The sequence below is a fragment of the Nocardiopsis sp. iso_238 genome, assembly GCF_056173325.1.
The window spans coordinates 476,223-496,558 of sequence record NZ_CM149668.1 but is presented as its reverse complement, the minus strand read 5'-3'; the positions used below and the strand labels follow the sequence as shown (position 1 = coordinate 496,558).

General features: G+C 72.4%; 20 protein-coding genes. 10 read left to right on the top strand and 10 right to left on the bottom strand.

Annotated elements, in window-relative coordinates:
- Positions 1-38: 38 nt before the first annotated feature.
- The 3 genes from AC0VYL_RS02275 to AC0VYL_RS02265 form a co-directional block, all read right to left on the bottom strand.
- Positions 39-338 (bottom strand): DUF2516 family protein, encoded by a 300-nt coding sequence (locus AC0VYL_RS02275; protein WP_017544166.1) that lies wholly within the window; start codon positions 336-338, stop codon positions 39-41.
- A 154-nt stretch (positions 339-492) separates the two neighbouring features.
- On the bottom strand, positions 493-1,437 hold the full coding sequence (locus AC0VYL_RS02270; protein ID WP_475458598.1) for a M56 family metallopeptidase: 945 nt from the start codon (positions 1,435-1,437) through the stop codon (positions 493-495).
- A 5-nt stretch (positions 1,438-1,442) separates the two neighbouring features.
- The gene (locus AC0VYL_RS02265; RefSeq protein WP_352387983.1) at positions 1,443-1,805 is read right to left on the bottom strand and encodes a BlaI/MecI/CopY family transcriptional regulator; all 363 of its coding nucleotides are present in this window, start codon (positions 1,803-1,805) and stop codon (positions 1,443-1,445) included.
- Between the two features lie 905 nt (positions 1,806-2,710).
- Between AC0VYL_RS02265 and AC0VYL_RS02260 the strand changes: the two genes are divergently transcribed.
- From AC0VYL_RS02260 to AC0VYL_RS02250, 3 genes are all read left to right on the top strand, one after another.
- Positions 2,711-3,964, top strand: coding sequence for a YcaO-like family protein (locus AC0VYL_RS02260; RefSeq protein WP_475482169.1), 1,254 nt, complete (start codon positions 2,711-2,713; stop codon positions 3,962-3,964).
- Between the two features lie 222 nt (positions 3,965-4,186).
- Complete coding sequence (locus tag AC0VYL_RS02255; protein ID WP_352387985.1) at positions 4,187-4,624, top strand: hypothetical protein; 438 nt, start codon at positions 4,187-4,189, stop codon at positions 4,622-4,624.
- Between the two features lie 2 nt (positions 4,625-4,626).
- Positions 4,627-4,782: a hypothetical protein gene (locus AC0VYL_RS02250; RefSeq protein WP_352387987.1), complete on the top strand. Its 156-nt coding sequence runs from the start codon at positions 4,627-4,629 to the stop codon at positions 4,780-4,782.
- Positions 4,783-4,839: 57 nt separating this feature from the next.
- Here the strand turns inward: AC0VYL_RS02250 and AC0VYL_RS02245 are convergent, their stop codons facing one another.
- On the bottom strand, positions 4,840-6,150 hold the full coding sequence (locus AC0VYL_RS02245; RefSeq protein WP_475482168.1) for a cryptochrome/photolyase family protein: 1,311 nt from the start codon (positions 6,148-6,150) through the stop codon (positions 4,840-4,842).
- Between the two features lie 87 nt (positions 6,151-6,237).
- Between AC0VYL_RS02245 and AC0VYL_RS02240 the strand changes: the two genes are divergently transcribed.
- The 5 genes from AC0VYL_RS02240 (at position 6,238) to AC0VYL_RS02220 (ending at position 11,136) form a co-directional block, all read left to right on the top strand.
- Positions 6,238-7,209 (top strand): YbgA family protein, encoded by a 972-nt coding sequence (locus AC0VYL_RS02240; RefSeq protein ID WP_475458589.1) that lies wholly within the window; start codon positions 6,238-6,240, stop codon positions 7,207-7,209.
- A gap of 171 nt (positions 7,210-7,380) precedes the next feature.
- Positions 7,381-8,376, top strand: a complete 996-nt coding sequence (locus AC0VYL_RS02235) for an alpha/beta hydrolase (RefSeq protein WP_475483452.1) — start codon at positions 7,381-7,383, stop codon at positions 8,374-8,376.
- A 120-nt stretch (positions 8,377-8,496) separates the two neighbouring features.
- Positions 8,497-9,795: a D-inositol-3-phosphate glycosyltransferase gene (gene mshA, locus AC0VYL_RS02230; RefSeq protein WP_475482167.1), complete on the top strand. Its 1,299-nt coding sequence runs from the start codon at positions 8,497-8,499 to the stop codon at positions 9,793-9,795.
- Between the two features lie 34 nt (positions 9,796-9,829).
- Positions 9,830-10,342: a type III secretion system chaperone family protein gene (locus tag AC0VYL_RS02225; protein WP_475482166.1), complete on the top strand. Its 513-nt coding sequence runs from the start codon at positions 9,830-9,832 to the stop codon at positions 10,340-10,342.
- A 47-nt stretch (positions 10,343-10,389) separates the two neighbouring features.
- Positions 10,390-11,136 carry a phosphoglyceromutase gene (locus AC0VYL_RS02220; protein WP_475482165.1) on the top strand — a complete coding sequence of 249 codons (747 nt, stop codon included), beginning with the start codon at positions 10,390-10,392 and terminating at the stop codon, positions 11,134-11,136.
- A gap of 64 nt (positions 11,137-11,200) precedes the next feature.
- On the opposite strand, the gene AC0VYL_RS02215 is transcribed toward AC0VYL_RS02220, so the two are convergent.
- The gene (locus tag AC0VYL_RS02215) at positions 11,201-11,563 is read right to left on the bottom strand and encodes a DsrE family protein (RefSeq protein ID WP_475458580.1); all 363 of its coding nucleotides are present in this window, start codon (positions 11,561-11,563) and stop codon (positions 11,201-11,203) included.
- Positions 11,564-11,576: 13 nt separating this feature from the next.
- Positions 11,577-12,344: a hypothetical protein gene (locus tag AC0VYL_RS02210; RefSeq protein ID WP_475483451.1), complete on the bottom strand. Its 768-nt coding sequence runs from the start codon at positions 12,342-12,344 to the stop codon at positions 11,577-11,579.
- A gap of 245 nt (positions 12,345-12,589) precedes the next feature.
- On the opposite strand from AC0VYL_RS02210, the gene AC0VYL_RS02205 reads away from it, so the two are divergent.
- Positions 12,590-13,135 (top strand): nitrobindin family protein, encoded by a 546-nt coding sequence (locus AC0VYL_RS02205; RefSeq protein WP_475458578.1) that lies wholly within the window; start codon positions 12,590-12,592, stop codon positions 13,133-13,135.
- Positions 13,136-13,468: 333 nt separating this feature from the next.
- On the top strand, positions 13,469-14,488 hold the full coding sequence (gene ygfZ / locus AC0VYL_RS02200) for a CAF17-like 4Fe-4S cluster assembly/insertion protein YgfZ (protein WP_475458576.1): 1,020 nt from the start codon (positions 13,469-13,471) through the stop codon (positions 14,486-14,488).
- Positions 14,489-14,550: 62 nt separating this feature from the next.
- Here the strand turns inward: ygfZ and AC0VYL_RS02195 are convergent, their stop codons facing one another.
- The 4 genes from AC0VYL_RS02195 to AC0VYL_RS02180 all read right to left on the bottom strand — a co-directional run bounded on the left by AC0VYL_RS02195 (position 14,551) and on the right by AC0VYL_RS02180 (position 19,858).
- Entirely contained in the window at positions 14,551-15,465 is a 915-nt protein-coding gene (locus AC0VYL_RS02195) for an NADP-dependent oxidoreductase (protein WP_475462911.1), read from the bottom strand.
- A gap of 91 nt (positions 15,466-15,556) precedes the next feature.
- Positions 15,557-16,270: a type 1 glutamine amidotransferase gene (locus AC0VYL_RS02190; RefSeq protein WP_475458574.1), complete on the bottom strand. Its 714-nt coding sequence runs from the start codon at positions 16,268-16,270 to the stop codon at positions 15,557-15,559.
- Between the two features lie 13 nt (positions 16,271-16,283).
- Entirely contained in the window at positions 16,284-17,540 is a 1,257-nt protein-coding gene (locus tag AC0VYL_RS02185; protein WP_475458572.1) for a MurT ligase domain-containing protein, read from the bottom strand.
- Positions 17,541-17,626: 86 nt separating this feature from the next.
- Positions 17,627-19,858: a hypothetical protein gene (locus tag AC0VYL_RS02180; RefSeq protein ID WP_475482164.1), complete on the bottom strand. Its 2,232-nt coding sequence runs from the start codon at positions 19,856-19,858 to the stop codon at positions 17,627-17,629.
- Between the last annotated feature and the right edge of the window lie 478 nt (positions 19,859-20,336).

Below are 20,336 nucleotides of genomic sequence, written 5' to 3'. Positions count from 1 at the left end.
GGGCGCCACCGGAGGCCGGACGGCTCGGCCGCCCCGGGTTACCAGGGGCCGTAGGGACCGTTGTTCTGGTTGCCGCCCACGCCCTTCACGGCGGGCCGGACGTCCAGCAGGAAGATGAGGGTCGCGACGAGGCCCAGGATGACGAACATGCCCGTGCCGGTCAGGACGGCGAGCAGGGAGACACCGGAGGCCACACCGGTGAGGATCACCCACAGCTTCTTGGTCTGCTTGTCCATCACCACGAAGGCCTGCTCGGGCGTCCTCAGGGCCTCGATGAACGCGTACAGGCTGGCCACGAAGGTCACGAGGTAGATCAGCTGCCAGATCCAGAAGAACAAGACTCACTCCAGTCGCCACACGCGTCCGAACGGGGTTCCGCCCGCTCTCCACGTTAAACGGACCGGACGCGAGGATCGTGCCCGAGGGAGGGGCAGATCACGGACCGGGTGCGCGCGAAGTGTTCCGGACCACCCGGCGCGGCGTGCGCGACGGTCAGATGGGGATGTGCCAGAGACAGGTCACGGTGGCCAGCAGGAAGGCCGAGGCGCCCATGATCACGGCGCCCGCGTGGTACGGGAGCTCGTCGTCGGGGCGCAGGAGCCGGTTGACCCGGCGCATGACGGTGGGCTCGGCGGCGTGCACGGCGGCCATCGCACCGGCGGGCACGGGCGCGGGCCCGGCGGCGCCGAAGCGGAGCAGCGCCATGGCCAGCTCGCGGGAGGAGCTCCTGCGGCGGGCCTGGTCGTCGGCGCACATCTCGATGAGCAGCGCGACGCTCTCGTAGTAGGTCCGCACCAGGCGCACGCGGGGGAAGGCCCGCTTGAGGGAGGAGAACGGGAGCAGGACGAGGTCGTGGCGTTCGCGCAGGTGGGCGTGCTCGTGGGCGAGCACCGCGGCGAGCTCGCGGGTGTCGAGCACCTCCAGGGCCCCGGCGCTGATCACCACCTGGGAGCGCAGCACCCCGGGCAGGCAGTAGGCGGCGGCCGCCGGGTGGTCGACCACGCGCGCGCCCGGGACGTCGGGGTGTTCGCTGGCCACCAGTTCGAGCAGGTCGTGGTGGCGTCTGCGGACCCGGACCACCTGGACGAAGGAGGCGACGAGCCCGGAGAAGAGCACGAGGGTGAGCGCGGTCGCGAGCACGACGGCGGCGAGGTGGCTCAGCCCCTCGATCCCCTGTGAGAACTCGGAGATGATGAACTGGCCGGTGAGGAGGTCGGTGGCGGCGGCCAGCAGGCCGCCGGCGGCGCCGAGCTCGTAGGAGGACAGACCGTAGGCCAGCAGCGCGCCGATGGTGGACACGCCCCAGGCCAGGCCGAGCGCCTGCCAGGCGATGACCGCCGTGTAGGGACCGCGGGAGGGCCACTTCGCCCGGTGGAGTGCTTCCATGGCGACGAGGCAGCTGACCGCGACGAGAGTGAGGAGGGCGGCACTGACCATAGGGGCTAGTTCCTTGGCTGCTCGATTTCCGCGAGTGCGCGACGAAGCGCTTCAGCCTCCCCGCCGTCCATGGACTGGACGAAGGCGGCCAGGGCCGCGTCGCGGTCAACCGTCTGACCGAGCGCGTCGAACATGAGCTCCGACACGTAGTTCTCACGGCTGGCCGCTGGACGGTACCGCCACGCACGACCTTCGCGTGCCCGGTCGACGACCTTCTTCTTGGCCAGTCGGTCGAGCACCGTCATGACGGTCGTGTGGGCCAGGTCCCGATCAGCGAGAGCCTTCCCGACCTCACGAACCGTCATTGGTTCGTTGCGTGCCCACAGTACATCCATCACCGCGCGTTCAAGTTCGCCAAGCCGATTCATGGTCACAAGTCTACGACCGGTAGTACGACACTCGGCAGTACCCCCCATATAGCGCGTGACCTGCCTAGATGCAGGTACTTTGATCCTGGTCGGATCGCGTGCCGCATACCGGTCCGACCGTCCCGGCCCAGGCTCACCGCCCTCCGGAGTGGTTTCATGTCACGCACCAGCACCGGGGACGCCCCGATCGACCGGCGCGACCGCTCCGGGAAGCGGGAAGCGACCGGCAACCGCTTCGCGCGGCACCGCGACGGTTGTGCCTGTGGCCACCATATTCGCCACCCATTCACACAAACATGACATTCCCCCGATACCACCGGGCCGTGTTTGTGTCCCAGCGAGACAGGGGTATTCCCCTCGATGCCAGAATGGCGACCGAACGAACAGGGATGGCAACAATGGGTATCCGAACGTGGGACTCAGTCGGCGGCGGCCCTCACAACCGTCTGACGGACCTGGAGGAGCAGGAACTCCAGCAGATCGAACAGGCCCAGTCGACCCAGGAAACCGACGCCTAGGGAGTGTTTTTTGGATGCTTTCGCTGGTGGCGGCGGAGCCGCCATCGATGCGAGCGGCCGTCGCCCCTACTGTGCGCTGCTACGCAAGCTCCGCAGCCTCGCACAGCGGGGGCCCGGCAATCTCTCGCAAGACGATGAGTGAAGCTGCCCCTACTGTGCGCTGCTACGCAAGCTCCGCAGCCTCGCACAGCGGGGGCCCGCCCGGGTTTGGCTGTCCGAGCTTCATCGGCGCAGTGAGAGGCAGCCTGGTGGTCGCGAGCGCGGAATGATCCAAAAAACACGACCTAGCACCGGTCCGCGTCCGGGGCGGCACCTTCCTTCGACGGAACGCCCCGGACCCCGGTGCCCGCCCCGACCGGAAAGGCGCTGCCCCCACCGGGCCGCTCGATGACCACGACCTCCACCCCGGCACACCGCACCCATCAGGCCGGAGAGCGCGCCTTCTCCCTGGACCGGGCCCGCGAGCTCGCCGAGCAGACCCTCACCCAGGCCGGACTGCGCGCCCGACTGCACGACTTGGACGGCGCCTGGCGCTGCCACCTGCACCGCTTCGACGGCACCCCGGCCCCGGCCGGTGTCGGAGCGGGCAAGGGCGGGAGCGAGCAAGCCCGCGTGGGCGCGCTCTTCGAAGCCCTGGAACACCACCACAGCGACGCCCACGCCATCACCGCCGAACAACTGGTGCTGCGCTCCTCCCAGGAGCTCGTGTCCGAGGAGCTGGCCACCGACCCCGCGATACGCCCCCTGACCCTGGCCCCGCCCGCACTCCTGGCCTGCCGCACCCACACCGCGCTGGACGGATCCGGCGCGGGTACGGACGTGCCGGTGTACCTGCACACCCCCTCCTACCTCGCCGCGACCCCCCATCAGCGCCGTGCCCTGGGCGACGCCTTCGACTACTCGACCGTGGCGCGCTACAGCACCAACAACGGGACCGCCATCGGCGCCACCGCCACCGAAGCCTTCGTGCACGCCCTGGCCGAGACCGTCGAACGTGACGCCCTCTCGGTGCTGCTCTCCTCCACCTTCCTGGCCCCACACCCGGCGCCCCTGCGCGTGGTGGAACCGACGAGCCTGCCCGAGGACCTGCGTCAGCTCCACACCCGGGCCCAGGACCGCTCCGGCACCGCGGTGTGGCTGCTGGAGATGACCACCGACCTCGGCATACCGGCGTTCCACGCCTACGCCCCCGCCCGCCGGGGCCACCACATGGCCGGGTACGGCGCCTCCCTGTGCGCCACGCACGCCGCCCGTCGTGCCCTGGAGGAGTTCGTGCAGGTCCTCGCGATCTTCGAACACGAGGAGCACCCGCCCCCCGACCTCGCCGCGCTGTCCCGCCACCCCGCTCTCCTGCGCGCTGGCCGGGCCGATCTCACTCCCCGCCTGGACTCCGCGAGAGTGCTCGCCTTCACCGCCACCACGGCGCCCGTGTCCCCTGCCGGACACCTGGCCGCGTTGGTGCGCGTGCTCACCGCCCACGGGCACCGCCCCTACGGGCGCATCCTCCACGAGGCCGCCAACGGAGTGAGCACGGTCTCGGTGTGCGTACCCGGCCTGGAGCGCTTCTTCGCCGTCACCAGCGGCCAGTGCGTGGTCCCTGGCCCGCGTGCCCGCGCACACATGACCCGGGCGGTGGACTGAGGTTCGACCGGGCGATTCTGGAACCACATTTCCACAGGCCGGATATCTTGGGCATCATTTCTCATGCAGCCTTGTGTCGAATTCACGACCGGTGGCACCGGCCCTCGTGACACCCCCACGTCAATTCGGGACGGTTTTCCCGGAAGGGGTCCGAGACCTGACGGGCCCCGGGGACGGACCCCCGTCCACCGCGCCCCAGGCGTCCGACGTACGCTCCGTTCCATGGGACACCGGCATCCGAGCAAGCTCAAGAACCCAGAGGTGAGTCATGCGCGTGCCCGCTGGCTGTTGCGCGCGGAACTCGCCGGATGTGACGCCTGCCGCGCCGAGGGCGACGAGGACGCCCTGTCCGACCTCGCGTCGGGCGGTGTCTTCGACTCCCTGATCACGGGTTTCGTCCTGTCCCGCGTCCAACAGTGGCACTCCCCGAGCCGCCCGTCCCAGTACCCGGCCACGGTGTACCGCATCGCCCCCATCGACGAACGCGACTTCTGGCGGCCCCCGACCCAGCACTGCATGCGCGTGTGCACGGTGACGGGGGCCGGGGGCGACGGCGTGGACACCCTCCCCGCACTCCGGGAACTGCGCCTGATGTCGGCCCGGGACCGCTCCCTGGTCCTGGACGACGTCATCGACGGTCTGGCCGAAACGGAAGGTTGACCTTGAATCCCGTGCTCCGGCTTCCCCTGCTGCCCGATCCCGGCACCCGCATGTCCCCCAAGCACGACAAGCCCATCGTCGGTCAGTGCGAGAGGTGCGGTGAGTACCTCAACGCGGGGGTGCGCACCTGCCCCAACTGCGGGCACTACAACGGCTGAGCCGTTCCGCCCGGGGGACCGCCCCCGGGCGCTCCCCCGTCCCGGACACGGGTGCGGTCACCGGCCGGGGTCCGCGATCGGGGCCGGGTAGCCCTCGACACCCTCCCCGTCCCCCTCGTTCCAGGGCCGGTGGACCCGCGCCCCCGACAGCTCGGCCAGCTCGGGGACGTGGCGGCGCACGTAGACGCCCTCGGGGTCGAAGCGCCGCGCCTGCCGCGAGGGGTTGAAGGCCCGGTTGGGCCGGGTGTCGTTGCCGGTCCCCGCCGTCCACTGCCAGTTCCCGTACTCGTTGGCGACGTCCCCGTCGGTGAGGTGCGCGTCGAAGTGCGCGCCCCCCTCACGCCAGTGCACCCGCAGCGTCCTGGTGAGGAAGGCGGCGGTGATCATGCGGGTGCGGTTGTGCATGAAGCCCTCCCGGAGCAGCTGCCGCATGCCCGCGTCCACGATCGGCACGCCGGTCCGGCCCTCCTTCCAGGCGGCCAGGGCGTCCGGGTCGTGCCGCCACTCGCGGTCACGCGCCCGGTAGTCGCGGGTGTTGATCCACGGGAAGGCCGCCGTCACCTGGTGGTGGAAGTCGCGCCAGGCGAGCTGGCGCACGTACGCGTCGCCGCCCGGCAGGTCCCGCGCTGCGGTGGCGACCTCCAGCGGGGAGAGGCAGCCGAACCTGAGGTCGGCGGAGAGGCGGGAGGTGGCGGCACCGGGGAGGTCGTCGTTCCGGTCCCCGTAGTCGGCCAGTCCCCCGTCGGTCCAGGAGCGCAGGCGCGCGCGTGCCCGGGTCCAGCCGCCGGTCTGCCGTTCCGGGGCGAGGGAGCCCGCACCGGCGGAGTCGTCCGCGTCGAGCGGGTCGCCCGGTTCGAGGCCCTCGGGCAGTTCCAGGCGCTCGGGCGCGGGCAGCACCTCGCGCCACCGCTCCGCCTCCCAGGCCCGCCAGTAGGGGGTGAACACCTTGTAGTGGTCACCGCTGCCCGGGGTCACGTCGCCGGGCGGGACCACGGTCAGCCCGGGGTGGGCGCACACCTCCAGCCCGGTGGCGTGCAGGGCGTCCAGGCGCCGGGACGCGAACCGGCTCACGCCCGCGCTGAGGTGGACGGTGCGGGCCCCGGTCTCCCGGGCCAGCCTCCCGACCTCGGTGGCGGTGTCGCCCCGGCGCAGGAGGAGGTCGCCCCCTCTCTCCCGCAGGGCCGAACGCAGGTCCGCGAGCGCCTCGCCCAGGTAGGCGCGGCGGTTGCGGGCGGCGCGCGCCAGGAGCCCGGGTTCGAGGACGAAGAGGGGGACGACCGGGCCGGGGGCGCGCAGGGCGGCGCTGAGCGCGGGGTGGTCGTGCGGGCGCAGGTCCTGCGTGAACAGGACGATGACGGGGGTGCCCACCAAGGACTCCTTCACTTTGCGAGACCATCACACTACTGGGTGTGTTCCTTGGTGGTTACCCGACGCCAGCGGGGGTAGGGCCCCACCATGAACCCGCCTTCCCGACCGGTCGTCGGCGTCTCCAGCTGCCTCATCGGAGCGCCCGTGCGCTACAACGGCGGGCACTCGCGCTTCCGGTTCCTCACCGACGAGCTGGACCGGCACGTGGACTGGCTGCCGGTCTGCCCGGAGGCGGAGATCGGACTCGGCGTCCCGCGCCCCACCCTGCGCCTCCAGGAGCGCGCGGACGAGCACCCCGGCGAGGCCCGGGTGATCTCCAGCAGGGGCGGCGCCGACCACACGGACGACCTCGCGCGGGTGGCCGACCGGCACCTGCGGGAGCTGCGCCGCCTGGACGGCTACGTCCTCAAGAACAAGTCACCGAGCTGCGGCCTGTACGCCCTTCCGGTCTTCGACGACCACGGCGACCGGCAGCGCGGGACCGGCCGGGGGGCCTTCGCCGCCAGGCTCACCGCGCTGCTGCCGCACCTGCCCGTGGAGGAGCAGGGCCGCCTGTCCGACCCCGTCCTGCGCGAGCACTTCGTGGAGCGCGTGTTCGCGCACCACCGCCTGCGGACCCTGCTGGAGGACGCGTGGCGCCCGCGCGACCTGGTGGCGTTCCACACCCGGCACAAGCTCCAGCTGATGGCGCACTCCCCGGACGGCTACCGGGAGACCGGCCGGATCGTGGCCCGGGCGGGCACCGGCGACCCCGAGGAGGTCGCGGCCGCCTACACGGAGGCCTTCCACCGGACCCTGGCCGTCAAGGGCAGCCGGGGCAAGCACGCCAACGTGCTCCAGCACGTCCTCGGGATGGTCAGCCCGCTGTTGGACGACACGCGCCGACACGACCTGCTGGCCGGGATCGAGGAGTACCGGGAGGGGCAGGCCCCCCTCAGCCTGCCGGTGGCACTCCTCCGGCACCACTGCTCCGCCGAGGCCGTGACCTGGGCGAACGAGCAGACCTACCTGCGCCCCTACCCGGAGGCCCTGCGACTGCGGCACCCGGTGTCCGTCTGACCCCACCGGAGACGGACCCGGGGGAAGGGGACGGAAGGGGGGTTCGGGGGCGGCGCCCGACAGTACGCCGCAAATTCCATGCCCAGCGAACACATTCGACTACAGTGGGTCACAGTTCTCGGCCGCGTCGTGCGCGGTTCCCGGTTGCCCCCGACCCCCGAGGTCCCCGACGTGTTCGTCACCATGCCCCGACGCGCCGCAGTGCTCGTCTCCTCCTGCGCCGTCGTGCTGCTCGCCACGTCCCTGGCCACCGCACCACCGGAACACCTGGTCGAGAGGATCGGCCACCACCTGGCCGCGCCCGAGCCGGAGCTGACCCACGGCCACGCGATGCTGCCCCCGGGCCCCGGGCCCGCCCCGGCGCCCATTCCCCACCCGGGGCAGGTCGCCGTCTGCGAGGAACCCGGCCGCGACCAGGTCGTCACCCTGCCCGACCCCGGAACGCCCGGAGACGAGGGGCGGCCCGTGTGGATCCGGCGCCCTCCCGGGCCCGACAGCACCGACCTCCCCGTCCTCTACCTGCTGCACGGGTCCGCCTCCACCCACCGCACCCTCATGGACGCCGGCCTGGGGGCCCGCCTGGACCGGCAGATGTGCCGCTCGGGGGTCGAGTTCGTCGTCGCGGCCCCGTACGGACAGGAGAGCGGGGGCTCCACCACGGAGTGGGGCGACGCCCACGACGGCCGCTTCGCACTGGAGAGCTTCGTCACGCGGGACACCGTCGACGCGGTCGAGGGCGAACACCCGCGTCCCCGGTCGCTGCGGGCGATCGGCGGCTTCTCCATGGGCGGCTACGGCGCGGCCGCCCTGGCCCTGCGCCACCCCGACCTCTACTCGCAGGTGGTCGGCTGGGCGGGGTACTACCGCGTGGACGACCCGCACGGGATCTTCGGGGAGGACACCGCACCGCACTCCCCCGACCGCCTCCTGGGCTCGGAGGAGGTGCGCGACCTCCGGTTCATGCTGGTGGAGGGGCGCGCGGACCACACACCGCTCCAGGAGGGCAGCATCCAGGGGGAGGCCGCGCGCTTCTCGGCGCTCCTCGCCGAACACGGTATGACGGTCGACACCCTCCGGCCCCGCGGCGGCCACGACCTGGAGACCTGGCGCAACACCTTCCCCGAGGCAGTGGACTTCCTGGTGTCCGGGTGGACGTCTACACCGTGACCACGGCCGGGTCAACCCCGGCCCCCTCGGACGGTCCGGTGGGGAACAGTGTGTACCTTCGTCGCTGTTGACGACTACGGCTCGCACACTCGTTGCTTACACGACTCGGAGGAACCACCGGTGTCCGGACCCCTGCCGCTGGGACGCAAGACGGCGGTTCCCTCAAGGATCGCGACCGTCAGTCTGCACACCTCCCCGCTCGACCAGCCCGGCACCGGTGACGCGGGGGGCCTCAACGTGTACGTGGTCGAGGTCGCCCGGCGGATGGCCGAACGCGACGTGGCCGTGGACGTGTTCACCCGCGCGACCAGCGCCGACCTCCCCCCGGTCGTGGAGCTCGCGCCGGGCGTGAACGTGCGGCACGTGCCCGCCGGACCCTACGGCCGCCTCGACAAGAACGCCCTCGCGGACCACCTGTGCCCGTTCGTCTTCGGGATGCTGCGCGCCGAGGCCCAGGGCGACCCGGGCCACTACGACCTCGTCCACGGCCACTACTGGCTCTCCGGCAAGGCCGGGGTGATGGCCGCCCGCCGGTGGGGCGTGCCCATGGTGCAGTCCATGCACACCATGGCCCGGGTGAAGAACGCCGCACTGGCCGAGGGCGACTCCCCCGAGCCGGAGGCACGAGTGCGGGGCGAGGACCAGCTGGTCCGCCAGGCCGACCGGCTCATCGCCAACACCGACGACGAGGCGCGGCAGCTCACCGGCTTCTACGGCGCCCGGAACGAGCAGATCAGCACGATCCCGCCCGGGGTCGACCTGGAGACCTTCACCCCCGGTTCGCGTATGGAGGCGCTGGAACGGATCGGGCTGCCCCGTGACGCCGAACTCCTCCTGTTCGTGGGCCGCGTCCAGCGGCTCAAGGCCCCGGACGTGCTCATCCGCGCCGCAGCCGACCTGCTCGAACGCGACCCCTCCCTGCGTTCCCGCCTGGTCGTCGGGATCGTCGGCGGGCTGTCCGGGGGCGGCCGGAACGAGCCCCGCCTGCTCACCGACCTCGCGCGGTCCCTGGGCGTCGCCGACGTGGTGCGGATCGAGCCGCCGCAGGACCGCGCCCGCCTGGCCGACTACTACCGGGCGGCGACGGTGACCGTGGTCCCCTCCTACTCCGAGTCCTTCGGTCTGGTCGCCGTGGAGTCGCAGGCCTGCGGCACCCCCGTGCTGGCCGCCCGTGTCGGCGGCCTGACCACGGCGGTGGCCGACGGTGCCTCCGGGGTCCTGGTGGACGGGCACGACCCCCGGCACTACGCCGCCGAGCTTCACCGGATGATCACCGAACCGGCCTGGCGTGCCAAGCTGGCCGGAGCGGGCCCACGGCACGCCGCCACCCTGGGGTGGTCGCGGACCGTGGACGAACTCCTGGACGTGTACCAGGACACCCTCAACCCGCGCGGTCTCCGCCTGGCCGAGGCCCGTTGACCGGGGCGGGAGCGACGTGACGAGAGGCGAGGACGTGGCAGCGGAAACAGAGCGCGAGAGCGCCGTCAGGGCGATCACCGAGGCCGTCGCGGAGGCCGGCCTGGAAGTCGAGCGCCCCCGCGAGGGGTCGTTCCTGGTGACGATCCCCGGTACGGCCAAGCTCAGGACCATGGTGTGGCTGGAGGCCGGTCCGCACAGCCTCACCCTCACCTCGTTCTTCTGCCGCCAGCCCGACGAGAACCACGCCGCGTTCTACCAGTGGCTGACCCGGCGCAGCTCGGACATGTACGGGATGGCGTTCGTCTCGGACGACGTCGGAGACGTGTACGTCCGGGGGCGCCTGCCGCTGGGCGGGGTGACCCCCGCCGAGGTGGACCGGTTGCTGGGCTGCGTGCTCACCTACTCCGACGAGAACTTCAACACCGCGCTGGAGCTGGGCTTCGCCACGGCGATCCGCAAGGAGTGGAAGTGGCGGACCGCGCGCGGCCACGACACCCGCAACCTGAGCGCGTTCGCGCACCTGGCCGAACCCGTCACCGAACAGTAGGCCCCGCCGTGGGCGGTCACCCGGACGGGATCGCTAGGCTTGCCCCCATGGGAACTCTGGTACTGCTTCGACACGGCGAGAGTGTCTGGAACGCGAAGGGCCTGTTCACCGGCTGGGTGGACGTGGACCTCTCCGCGCAGGGCGAGGAGGAGGCCCGCCGCGGCGGCGAGCTCCTCAAGGCCGCCGGGGTGACCCCGGACATCCTGCACACCTCTCTGCTCAAGCGCGCGATCCGCACCGCGAACCTCGCGCTGGAGACCGCCGACCTGCACTGGCTGCCGGTCGAGCGCTCCTGGCGCCTCAACGAGCGCCACTACGGCGCCCTCCAGGGCAAGGACAAGGCGCAGACCCGTGAGGAGTACGGCGACGACCAGTTCATGACCTGGCGCCGCTCCTACGACACGCCCCCGCCGCCCATCTCCGACGACGACCCCTACTCGCAGGCCGGGGACGCGCGTTACGGGCTGCTCCCGCCGGAGCTGCTGCCGCGCACCGAGTGCCTGAAGGACGTCCTGGACCGCGCCCTTCCGTACTGGTACGACAACATCGTCCCGGACCTGGCCGCGGGGAAGACCGTCCTGGTCACCGCGCACGGCAACTCGCTGCGCGCCCTGGTCAAGCACCTGGACGGGATCAGCGACGCCGACATCGCGGGGCTGAACATCCCCACGGGCATCCCGCTGGTGTACGAGCTGGACGACCGGTTCCAGCCCACCAACCCGGGCGGCACCTACCTCGACCCGGAGGCCGCCAGGTCCGCCATCGAGGCCGTGGCCAACCAGGGCAAGAAGTAGCCCGGACCCCGACCTCCCGTGCCCGCGCCGCCGACCGGTGGTGCGGGCACCGTCGTGTCCGGGGTCAGTAGACGAGGGCCTGGGCGCCGTCCCGGAGGGTCTCCTCCACGAAGGTGGCCGCGCCCGCGACGCGCACGCCCTCGATCAGGTCCTCCGGGGTGAGCTCCCGGCGGGCCGCGCACTGGGTGCAGACCGTGACGGCCCCGGCGGCGAGCACACCCGCGAGCAGGTCCTGGAGCGGGGCGGCGTGGGGGAGGGCGAACTCCTCGGCCCGGCCGGGCACCGCGAACCACGAGGCCTCGCCGGTCAGCCAGAGCGACACGTCCGCGCCGCTCGCGACCGCCGTCGCCGCGACGGTGAAGGCCTGGTTGCAGCGCTCCGGGGAGTCCGCACCGGCGGTGACCTTGATCACCAGGGAACGAGTCATGCGGTCAGCCTACTCAGAACGCGGCGGCGGTCACGACGGCGCCACCGATCGCGCAGAGGGCGAAGGCGGTCAGGAGCAGGATCGCCTCGCGGCGTCGGGGCGAGACGCGGGCGGGGCCCTCCTCCACGCCGTGCTCGACGGTCAGCGGGGCGCCCTCGGAGGCGACCAGCACCACCCGGCCGTCGCGCACGTCGACCTCGCCGGTGACGCGCACGCGCGCCCCCTGGCGGATGATCCACTCGCGGTACTCGAACTCGATGGTCTCGCCCCGGAAGACACCGGAGATGCGGCCGCGGACGCGCGGCAGGAGGTCGTCGGCGGCGGCCGCGACCCCGGGCTGGGGGCGGCCGACCAGGCGCTTGAGGCAGAGCTCGGGGTCACGGGGTTCGACCCCCGCCGGGTCGACGTAGACGCGCTCGACCGCACCGGTCCGGCCCTCGGCGACCAGGCCGAAGAGCTCCTCCGAGCCGTAGTCCGCGATCGAGTCGCAGGCCCGCTCGGTGACGGCGCCCTCGGCGCGGTCGCGGACCAGCGGACGGTAGTGGCGCAGCACCTCGTGGCCGTGCCACACGCACTCGGAGCCCGCCAGCCCGGACTCGATGGGACCGGACGGCCCGACGGCGGCCACACCCGTGAGCGTCACCCGCTGGCCCTTGAGGGGCACCAGGGCACCGGGCAGGAGCTGGGCCAGCCCGCGCTGCCGCAGCCAGCGGCGCAGCCCGACGACGGTCAGCGGCAGGAGGACCACCGCGACGGCGAGCAGCGCCACACCGATCACCATGAACACAGGCAGCCCCTTAGTAAGCGCGTCGGAGGTCAAGGACGACTGCGGGCGCCGAGCCCCAAGGACACACCGCGTCTGCTGACAATCTTTACCAGTTCTCCAGGAAAGCGGGGCCAATTGGGCATGTCCAGTCCAAGGCTGCTCGATGCCGCGGATCGCACACGGCCGGGTCGTCACCGGAGGGGTCGGGGCGCCGCGCAGCAGGGCGTGTATCCGCCGAGCATGCCCTAGGCTCGTTGGCTATGGATGCTGAGGTACACCCCGATCTGGAGAAGCTGTCGTTCCTGTTCGGACGCTGGGAGGGCGTCGGCGTCGCCGGTTACGCCGACGAGGAGGAGCTCCAGTTCGGCCAGGAGGTCGAGTTCGAGGTCAGGGACGGAGCTCCCTACCTGGACTACCGGAGCCGGGCCTGGCGCATGAAGGCCGACGGAACGCTCGGAGAGCTCATCACCGAGGAGTCCGGCTACTGGCGTGCGCTGTCCGAGGAGGACACGGCCCAGTACGCCAAGGACGACGAGAAGAACATCATCCACCTGGAAGTGCTGATCGCCCACAACGAGGGCTTCATCGAGTCCTACCTGGGCAACGTGTTCGCGAACCGGGTGGAGATGGCCACCAACGCGGTGATGCACACCATCACCGGCCTGGAGGTCCAGGCCTCGCACCGCCTCTACGGGCTGTTCGGTGAGGACCGGGACACCCTGGGCTACGCCTGGGACCTGGCCGCGCGCGGGCACGACCTGCGCTCGTACATGTCGGCCCAGCTCAAGAAGGTCGGAAGCAAGTAGGGCCGCGCTCCGACCCGTGGTCGGAGGAGGGCATGGGCGAACCCCGGGCTCTGTCCCGCGTGTGCGGGGCCGGTCGGACCAGGTCCGGCAGCCCGGGGTTCGGGTGTCCGTCAGGTATTCGCGCGAACGACGTCGGGCGAACGCTCAGCGTCGTCCTAGCGGACGGCCACCTCGCCAGTCCTCGAATGAATCATTTCTCGGACCACCTCCTTTCCTGCGTGCTCCGAAGGTACGTCCCGTGGCCGGGGTGGGGCAAGTGATTTTCGGAGCTCCGTCTTCCCTGTTCAGAAGGGGTGCCCCGGGGCGTTTGGCGGGCCGGATAACCTCGGTTCCATGACTTCGCCGCTGCTGACCACACCGGGTGCCGTGAGCGCCGACACCCCCGACTCCGACGTCGCCGCGCACTACGGCGACCCCTCCCACGAGGCCCGCGCGATGGAGCGTTCCAGCGCCTGGGTCGACCGGAGCAACCGTGGCGTGGTGCGCGTGACCGGACCGGACCGCCTGGGCTGGCTCAACGACATCACCAGCCAGCTGACCCGGAACCTCGCCCCCGGTGTCGCCACCGAGTCGCTGGTCCTGGACACCCGGGGCCACCTGCGCCACCACCTGTCCCTGGTGGACGACGGCGAGACGACGTGGATCCACACCGAACCCGGCGGCGGACCGGCGCTCGCGGAGTTCCTGGACTCGATGGTGTTCACGCTGCGCGTGGAGGTCGAGGACCTGTCCGACGCGTTCTCCGTGCTGACGGTGCTGGGTCCGGAGCGCTCCAAGGTGGCGGCCGTGGCCGAGGGCGTGCTGAACCGCGCCGCCGAGGACCAGATCGACCTCTTCGTGCCCTCCGGCGACCTCGTGGCCGTCGCGGAGAAGCTCACCGCCGCCGGGGCCCGCCCGGCGGGCATGTGGCCCTACGAGGCGCACCGGATCGCCGCGCACCGGGCCCGCCCGGGGCTGGACTCGGACGAGCGGTCCATCCCGCACGAGATGGACTGGATCGGCTCCGCCGTGCACCTGGAGAAGGGCTGCTACCCCGGTCAGGAGACCGTGGCGCGGGTGCACAACCTGGGCCGACCGCCGCGCCGCCTGGTGATGCTGCACCTGGACGGGACCGTGGAGCGGCTGCCGAAGCTGGGCAGCGACATCGAGCTGGACGGGCGCAGGGTCGGCCGGGTCGGGACGTCCTCCCGCCACCACGAGCTGGGACCGATCGCCCTGGGCCTGGTCAAGCGCACCGTCCCGGTCGACTCCGACCTGGTCGTGGACGGGATCGCCGCGGGCCAGGAGGTCGTCGTGGACCCGGACACCGGCGCCAACGCCGACCTCAGCGACTTCCGCAACAAGCCCAGGTAGTCGACCGGAACGGGGCGCGGACCGGTGACCGGTCCGCGCCCCGTCCGGGAGCCGCGCGGGCGTCAGACCGTGAGGACGATCTTGCCCCGGGTGCGGCCGGTCTGGTTCAGGCGCCAGGCCTCGGCCGCCTCCGCCAGCGGGAACGCGCGGTCGACGTGCACCTTCAGCGCGCCCGCGTCCGCCAGAGCGGAGAGTTCCACCAGGTCGTCGTGGTCGGGCCGGACCCACAGGTACTGTCCGCCCTCCGCGAGGACCCCGGGGTCGGCGATCGAGACCACCCGCTCCCGGTGTTCCGTGACCGGGAGCGCGGCCACCCCGCCGCCGACGAAGTCCAGGACCGCGTCCACGCCCTCGGGCGCGAGCGCCCGCACCCGTTCGGTGAGCCCGTCCCCGTAGGTCACGGGTTCCGCGCCCAGCGCGCGGAGGTGGTCGTGGTTGCGCTCGCTCGCCGTGCCGATGACCCGCGCGCCCCGGGCGACCGCGATCTGCACAGCGAACGCCCCCACACCGCCCGCGGCGGCGTGCACCAGCACCGTGTCACCGGAACCCACCGAGACGCGCTTGAGGGACTGGAGGGCGGTGAGCCCCGCCAGGGGCACCCCGGCCGCCTCCTGCCAGCCCAGTGACGCGGGCTTGGGCGCGATCAGACGCACGCTCGCGGAGACCAGCTCGGCGTAGGTGCCGTTCTTGGCCCAGTCCTTGCGGAGGTAGCCGTAGACCTCGTCCCCGACCGCGTACTCCCCCGCGTCGAACCCGACGGCCTCGACCACACCGGAGACGTCCCACCCCGGGACGAGCGGGAAGTCGGCCTCCATGACGGGGTCCAGACCGCCCGCCGCGAGCTTCCAGTCCACCGGGTTCACCCCGGCCGCGCGCACGCGGATCAGGACCTCCCCCGGGGCGACCTTGGGATCGGGCAGGTCCACCAGGGCCAGGTCGTCGGCGGATCCGTACTGCTGTAGTGCTATTGCCTTCATGTCGGGTGACAAGGCGGTGACGGAGTGATTCATTCCTTCCGGACGCGATCGGGCCCGGTGGGAGATCCCACCGGGCCCGATCGGGTGTGACCTAGCGCAGGGCCGCGGCCAGGCGCTCGTCGTGCAGACGCTCGCCCCAGGCCGGGGGGAGCGGGTTCAGCTGGCCCACGCGCCAGCGCAGCAGGAGGTCGGCCAGCTGCGGGTTGCGCGGCAGGGCCGGGCCGTGCAGGTAGGTGCCCAGGATCTGGCCCTGGTAGGCGCCCTCGGTGTGGTCGTCGTTGCCGATGCCCTTCACCGTGGTGGACAGCGGTCTGGCCTGGGGACCAATCGCCGTGCGCCCCTGGTGGTTCTCGAAACCGGTGATCCGGCCGACGCCCAGGGCGGGGTCGACGTCCGCGACGATCTCGCCCACCGCGCGGGTCTGGCCGCGGGTGCTGCGGATGTCGAGGATGCCCACGCCCGGGAGCGGGTTGGCGTCGTCGTCGCCGTAGCTCTCACCGATGATCTGGTAGCCCGCGCAGACCGCGAAGACGCAGGCCCCGCGGGCGGCGGCCCGGGCCAGACCGCCGTCGGCGCGCAGCCGGTCGGCGGCCAGGATCTGCGGCCGGTCCTCGCCGCCGCCGAGCAGGTAGATGTCGCCCTGCTCGGGCACCGGGTCGCTGGAGTGGACGTGCACGATCTCGGTGGGGATGCCGCGCAGTTCCGCGCGGCGCTTGAGGATGAGGACGTTGCCCTGGTCCCCGTAGGTGCTGAGCAGGTCGGGGTAGATCCACACGATCCGCAGGGCGCTGCTGGTGTTCGACATGGGTGTGTGTCTCCTACTGGACGCGGCCGTACGCCGTGCGGATCTGCTGGAAGGCTGTGTAGTTGGCGATGACGTCGACCTTGGTGATGTCGGGGCGCTCGGCCTTGAGCTTGCCCAGCACCTCGTCCACGCGGTCGGCGACCTCGAAGGGCACCTCGTCGGTCTCCAGGCGCAGCGCGAGGTCCGTGCGGCGCTCGCCCATGACGAACACCCTGCGGTCGCGCAGCACCGTGTAGTCCACGTCCCAGAGCCAGGAGGTGTCCTTGCCGTCGGGGATCTGGGCGTTCACCGCGAGGATCACGGGGACGCGGGGCGGGTCCAGGACCGCGAAGGACTCCAGCCATCCGGCCGGGTTCTTGGCGAGCAGCAGGCGGACCTCGACGCCCATGGTGACCACGGAGGTGTAGCGCCCGGCCACCGAGGTGACCTCGCGCAGCCGCTCGATGGTGCGCTCGGGGTGCATGCCGTACCCGGCGGCCGTGGCGGCGGCGATCGCGGCGTTGGCGCGGTTCGCGTCACCGGGCAGGTTCATCCGGAGCTTGGTCTGCTGGCCGTCGGGGGCGATCAGCACGTCGTTGTCGTTGTCCACCGCCCAGGTGGTCCGGGGCCGCGCCAGGCCGCACTCGGGGCACTCCCAGTGCGGGTCGACGTCGCGCTTGAGGTGACCGCCGCACTCGGGGCAGCACCAGGAGTCCTCCTTCCAGCGCTGCCCGGCCGACACCCAGGTGGCGTTCGGGGCGCCGAGCCCCGCCCAGGCCACGAGCGGGTCGTCGGCGTTGGCGATGACGTGGGTGTTGCTCTGCGAGAGGGCGGTCCGCCACTTCTTCGCGAGCAGGTTGATCTCCGAGGCGCGGTCCATCTGGTCGCGGCTCAGGTTCATCAGGACCACGAAGGAGGGGTTGGTGGCCTTGAGCACCTGCGGAAGGTACTTCTCGTCCACCTCCAGCACACCGTTGACCGCCGACTTGTTGTCGGACAGGGCGGTGATGTGCCCGGTGGGCATGTTCGCGCCGTACTCGTTGGTCGCCACGTCCCCGAACTCACGCAGGGCCTGCGCGATGAGCCGGGTGGTGGTCGTCTTGCCGTTGGTGGCGCTGACCAGGGCCAGGCGACGGCCCTGGGCGAGCTTGGCGAGCAGGTCGGGCTCGACCTTGAGGGCGACGCGCCCACCGATGACGGAGCCGTCTCCGCGTCCGGTGGCCCTGGACAGGCTGGCTGCGCTCCTGCCCAGTACCGAGGCCAGTTGGGCGCGCAAGGGAAGCTCGCTCATCAATTCTCCACGATCGGTAGATCACCCGCACGGACGCGCTTCGGCGGCGGGCGATGTGTCGGGCCAAGCTTATTGTCCACCGAACCTCAGACCCGCCAGTCCAGGCGCTCGGGCGGCGGCCCGAGGTTGGGCGGGGCCTTCTCCGGGTCGGTGCGGCCCACGGTCCCGGCCGTCTCCGCGACGCCGTGGCCGTCGGATCCGCTGGTCGCCCCGGGGGTGTCGTCCCGAACGGTGCGGTCCGGTCGGAGGGGGACCTCCGCCGGTGCGGTGCCCCCGAACGGCTCGGAGCCGCCCGCGTGCGCCTTCCGGGGCTCGCCGGCCCCGGTACCGCGCCGGGACACCGGTGCTCCGGCGGTGGCTCTGCCGCCACCACTGGCCCCAACGTTCCCGCTGGTCCCGGTGTTCCGGTTGTCGTCCACCGTGGCCAGGGTGGCCGTGGACAGGGTGAGGATACCCGGGTTGGTGTCAGCGAGGATCGGCCCGCCCCGGGTGAGGACGAGGGCGGCGGTGGACGGCAGCTCCCGCAGGGACCGCGCGTCCAGGCCGAGCGGGCACGTTCCCGGTTCCTGCTCCACGTCGGGCCGCGCCGGGGTGTCGATCTCGGCGGCCTGACTGGTCACCCGCCCCCACGCCGTGGTCGATCTCACATGGCGGACCAGGTCGAGGGGGGCGATCGCGGCCGTGGCGTTGCGGATCAGCGCCCCGGACTCGGTGTGCGGGGAGGGGAAGAGGAGGTCGTCGTCCTCCTCGTCGTCGGCCGGTTCCACCACCGTGCCGCCCACGGCCGCGCCGATGACCTCGGTGAGCCGGTGCACCTCCAGGTCCCGGGGGTCGGCCGCCACGGCGACCGCCGCCGCCACCGCTCTCCCGACCTCCTCCGCGTCGTCGTCCAGCCCCATCACCACCGGCAGGCAGCTGGGGTCGGTGAAGCGCGCCAGGGCGGCGGGGACGGCGGTGCGGAACAGCAGGACCACCTCCACTCCGCCCTCCGACGCGGCGGCCAGGACCTGGTCCACCTCCTCGGCCGGGAGGGTCTCCGCGCCGCAGACGACCACGCTGCGGGTCCGAGGGGGCCGGGCCCTCGGGCGTCGTCCGGCGGAGGCCGGCTCGGGCGAGCGCGCCTCCAGGAGTTCGCTGAGCGCGGCCACCGCGTAGGTGCCGTAGACCCGGGCGGCGCCCTCCCCCGAGGCCCGGTCCGTCGAGATGATCTTGACCTGGGCGTAGGCCCCGTCGTCGGCCCTGGTGCCCACGGCCTCGAAGGGGCTGAGCCGGTTCTCCAGCGTCCAGGCGCGTTCACGTATCCCCGGGTCGTCGGCGCACCGCTCCCGTACCCGGGCCCGCTCGGCCTCGGACAGCAGGGCCAGGGCGGCGTCGTCCTCGGCGGTGTCGTCCTCGGGGGTGACCAGGGCGCGCAGCCCGCCGATGAGCCGGGCGACTCCCACCTCCGGACCGAGTACCTCCAGCAGGCGCAGCAGCAGGGTCTCGTCCGCGTCGGCGTCCTCCAGACGCCCGGAGGCGGCGGCCGCCGCCGAGAGGACCCGGGCCCGCTGCCCGGCGTCCAGGTTGGTGCCGAGGGTCATCCGGGGCAGGTCGGCCGGGAGGACCCAGCGCCGGGGCCCCACCGCGCAACGCCTGGCCAGCCGGACCAGCTCGCTGGTGACCGAACGCCCGGTGAGGTCCACGACGGTGAGGTCGCCGCCCTCACGCAGCCGGGAGATGCCGACCGTGGTGAGCAGCGCCGACCATCCGGCGTCGCCGCCGCCGACCACGAGCACCGACGAGACGTCCGGGGGCACGGTCACGCCGTACCAGCGCGGCTGGGCCTCGTAGGCGCGCGCGGCGGCCTGCCACTCGGTGTACCGGCGCGCGTGTGCGCGCTGCTGGTCGTGCAGGGCCCGCTCCCGCGCGGCCCGCTCCTCGGCCAGTCGCGCCTCGGCGCGTTCGAGCCGGGTGGCCATCACCTGCCTGCTCTGGAGCAGCGCGAAGACCAGCGGTGCCGCGATCGCCGCGCAGGCGAACACACCTCCCAGGGCCAGGCTTCCGGGGAGGATCCGCAGGGTCCACAGCAGCGGGCAGAGCAGGGCGAACAGCCCGAGCCCCGCCAGGGCGTAGTGGAGCGGCCGGTTGGTCTGGGCCTCGCTGTCGAACTGTCCGGCGACCCACTCCTGGCTCAGGGTCTCCGCGTCCGCCGGCGCGGGGCGGCGCGGGGCCGGTCCCGGCGGCGGCAGCACGACCCTGTGCCGCCAGCCGAGGTAGGTGCGTCCCGCCTCGCTTCGGGGCGTGCTGGCCGCGGCCGCCGACGACCGTGGTGTGGGCACCGTCCGAACACCTCCTGACCGGCGGGGGGAGTACCGCCGGGATACCTTCACGCGGGGGTTCCGGCCAGGGGGGTCGGAGGTCGGGGCTGGGGGCCCGCGCCCGGCGTGCTTGCCACGGGCCGCGCCCCTTCGCGGGAGGGCGCCGGGGGCGTCCGGACGCTGCGGAGAACACGAACCGTGACCTTCAGTGAATCAGGGCCGCCCACCGCTTTCCAGTCCCCGTCCACACCTGTGGACAAGTGCCTCCGCCCCACCGGGAGGAACCCGTCCGAAGCGCCGCCCGAGTGAGTGGGGGGCGCGGGCACGAGCGATCGGGACGGTCCCCTGAGTGCCCCGATCCGGAACGCTTCCTCTGCGCACGCTGACCGCACGGGGAGTCAGGAGACGACCGGGCACCGAAGGCACCCAGGCCCGGACGGAGCACGGGGGACGGATCAGTCCGACGTCACGGGCCCGAACGGGCTCGCGGTCCCGGGAC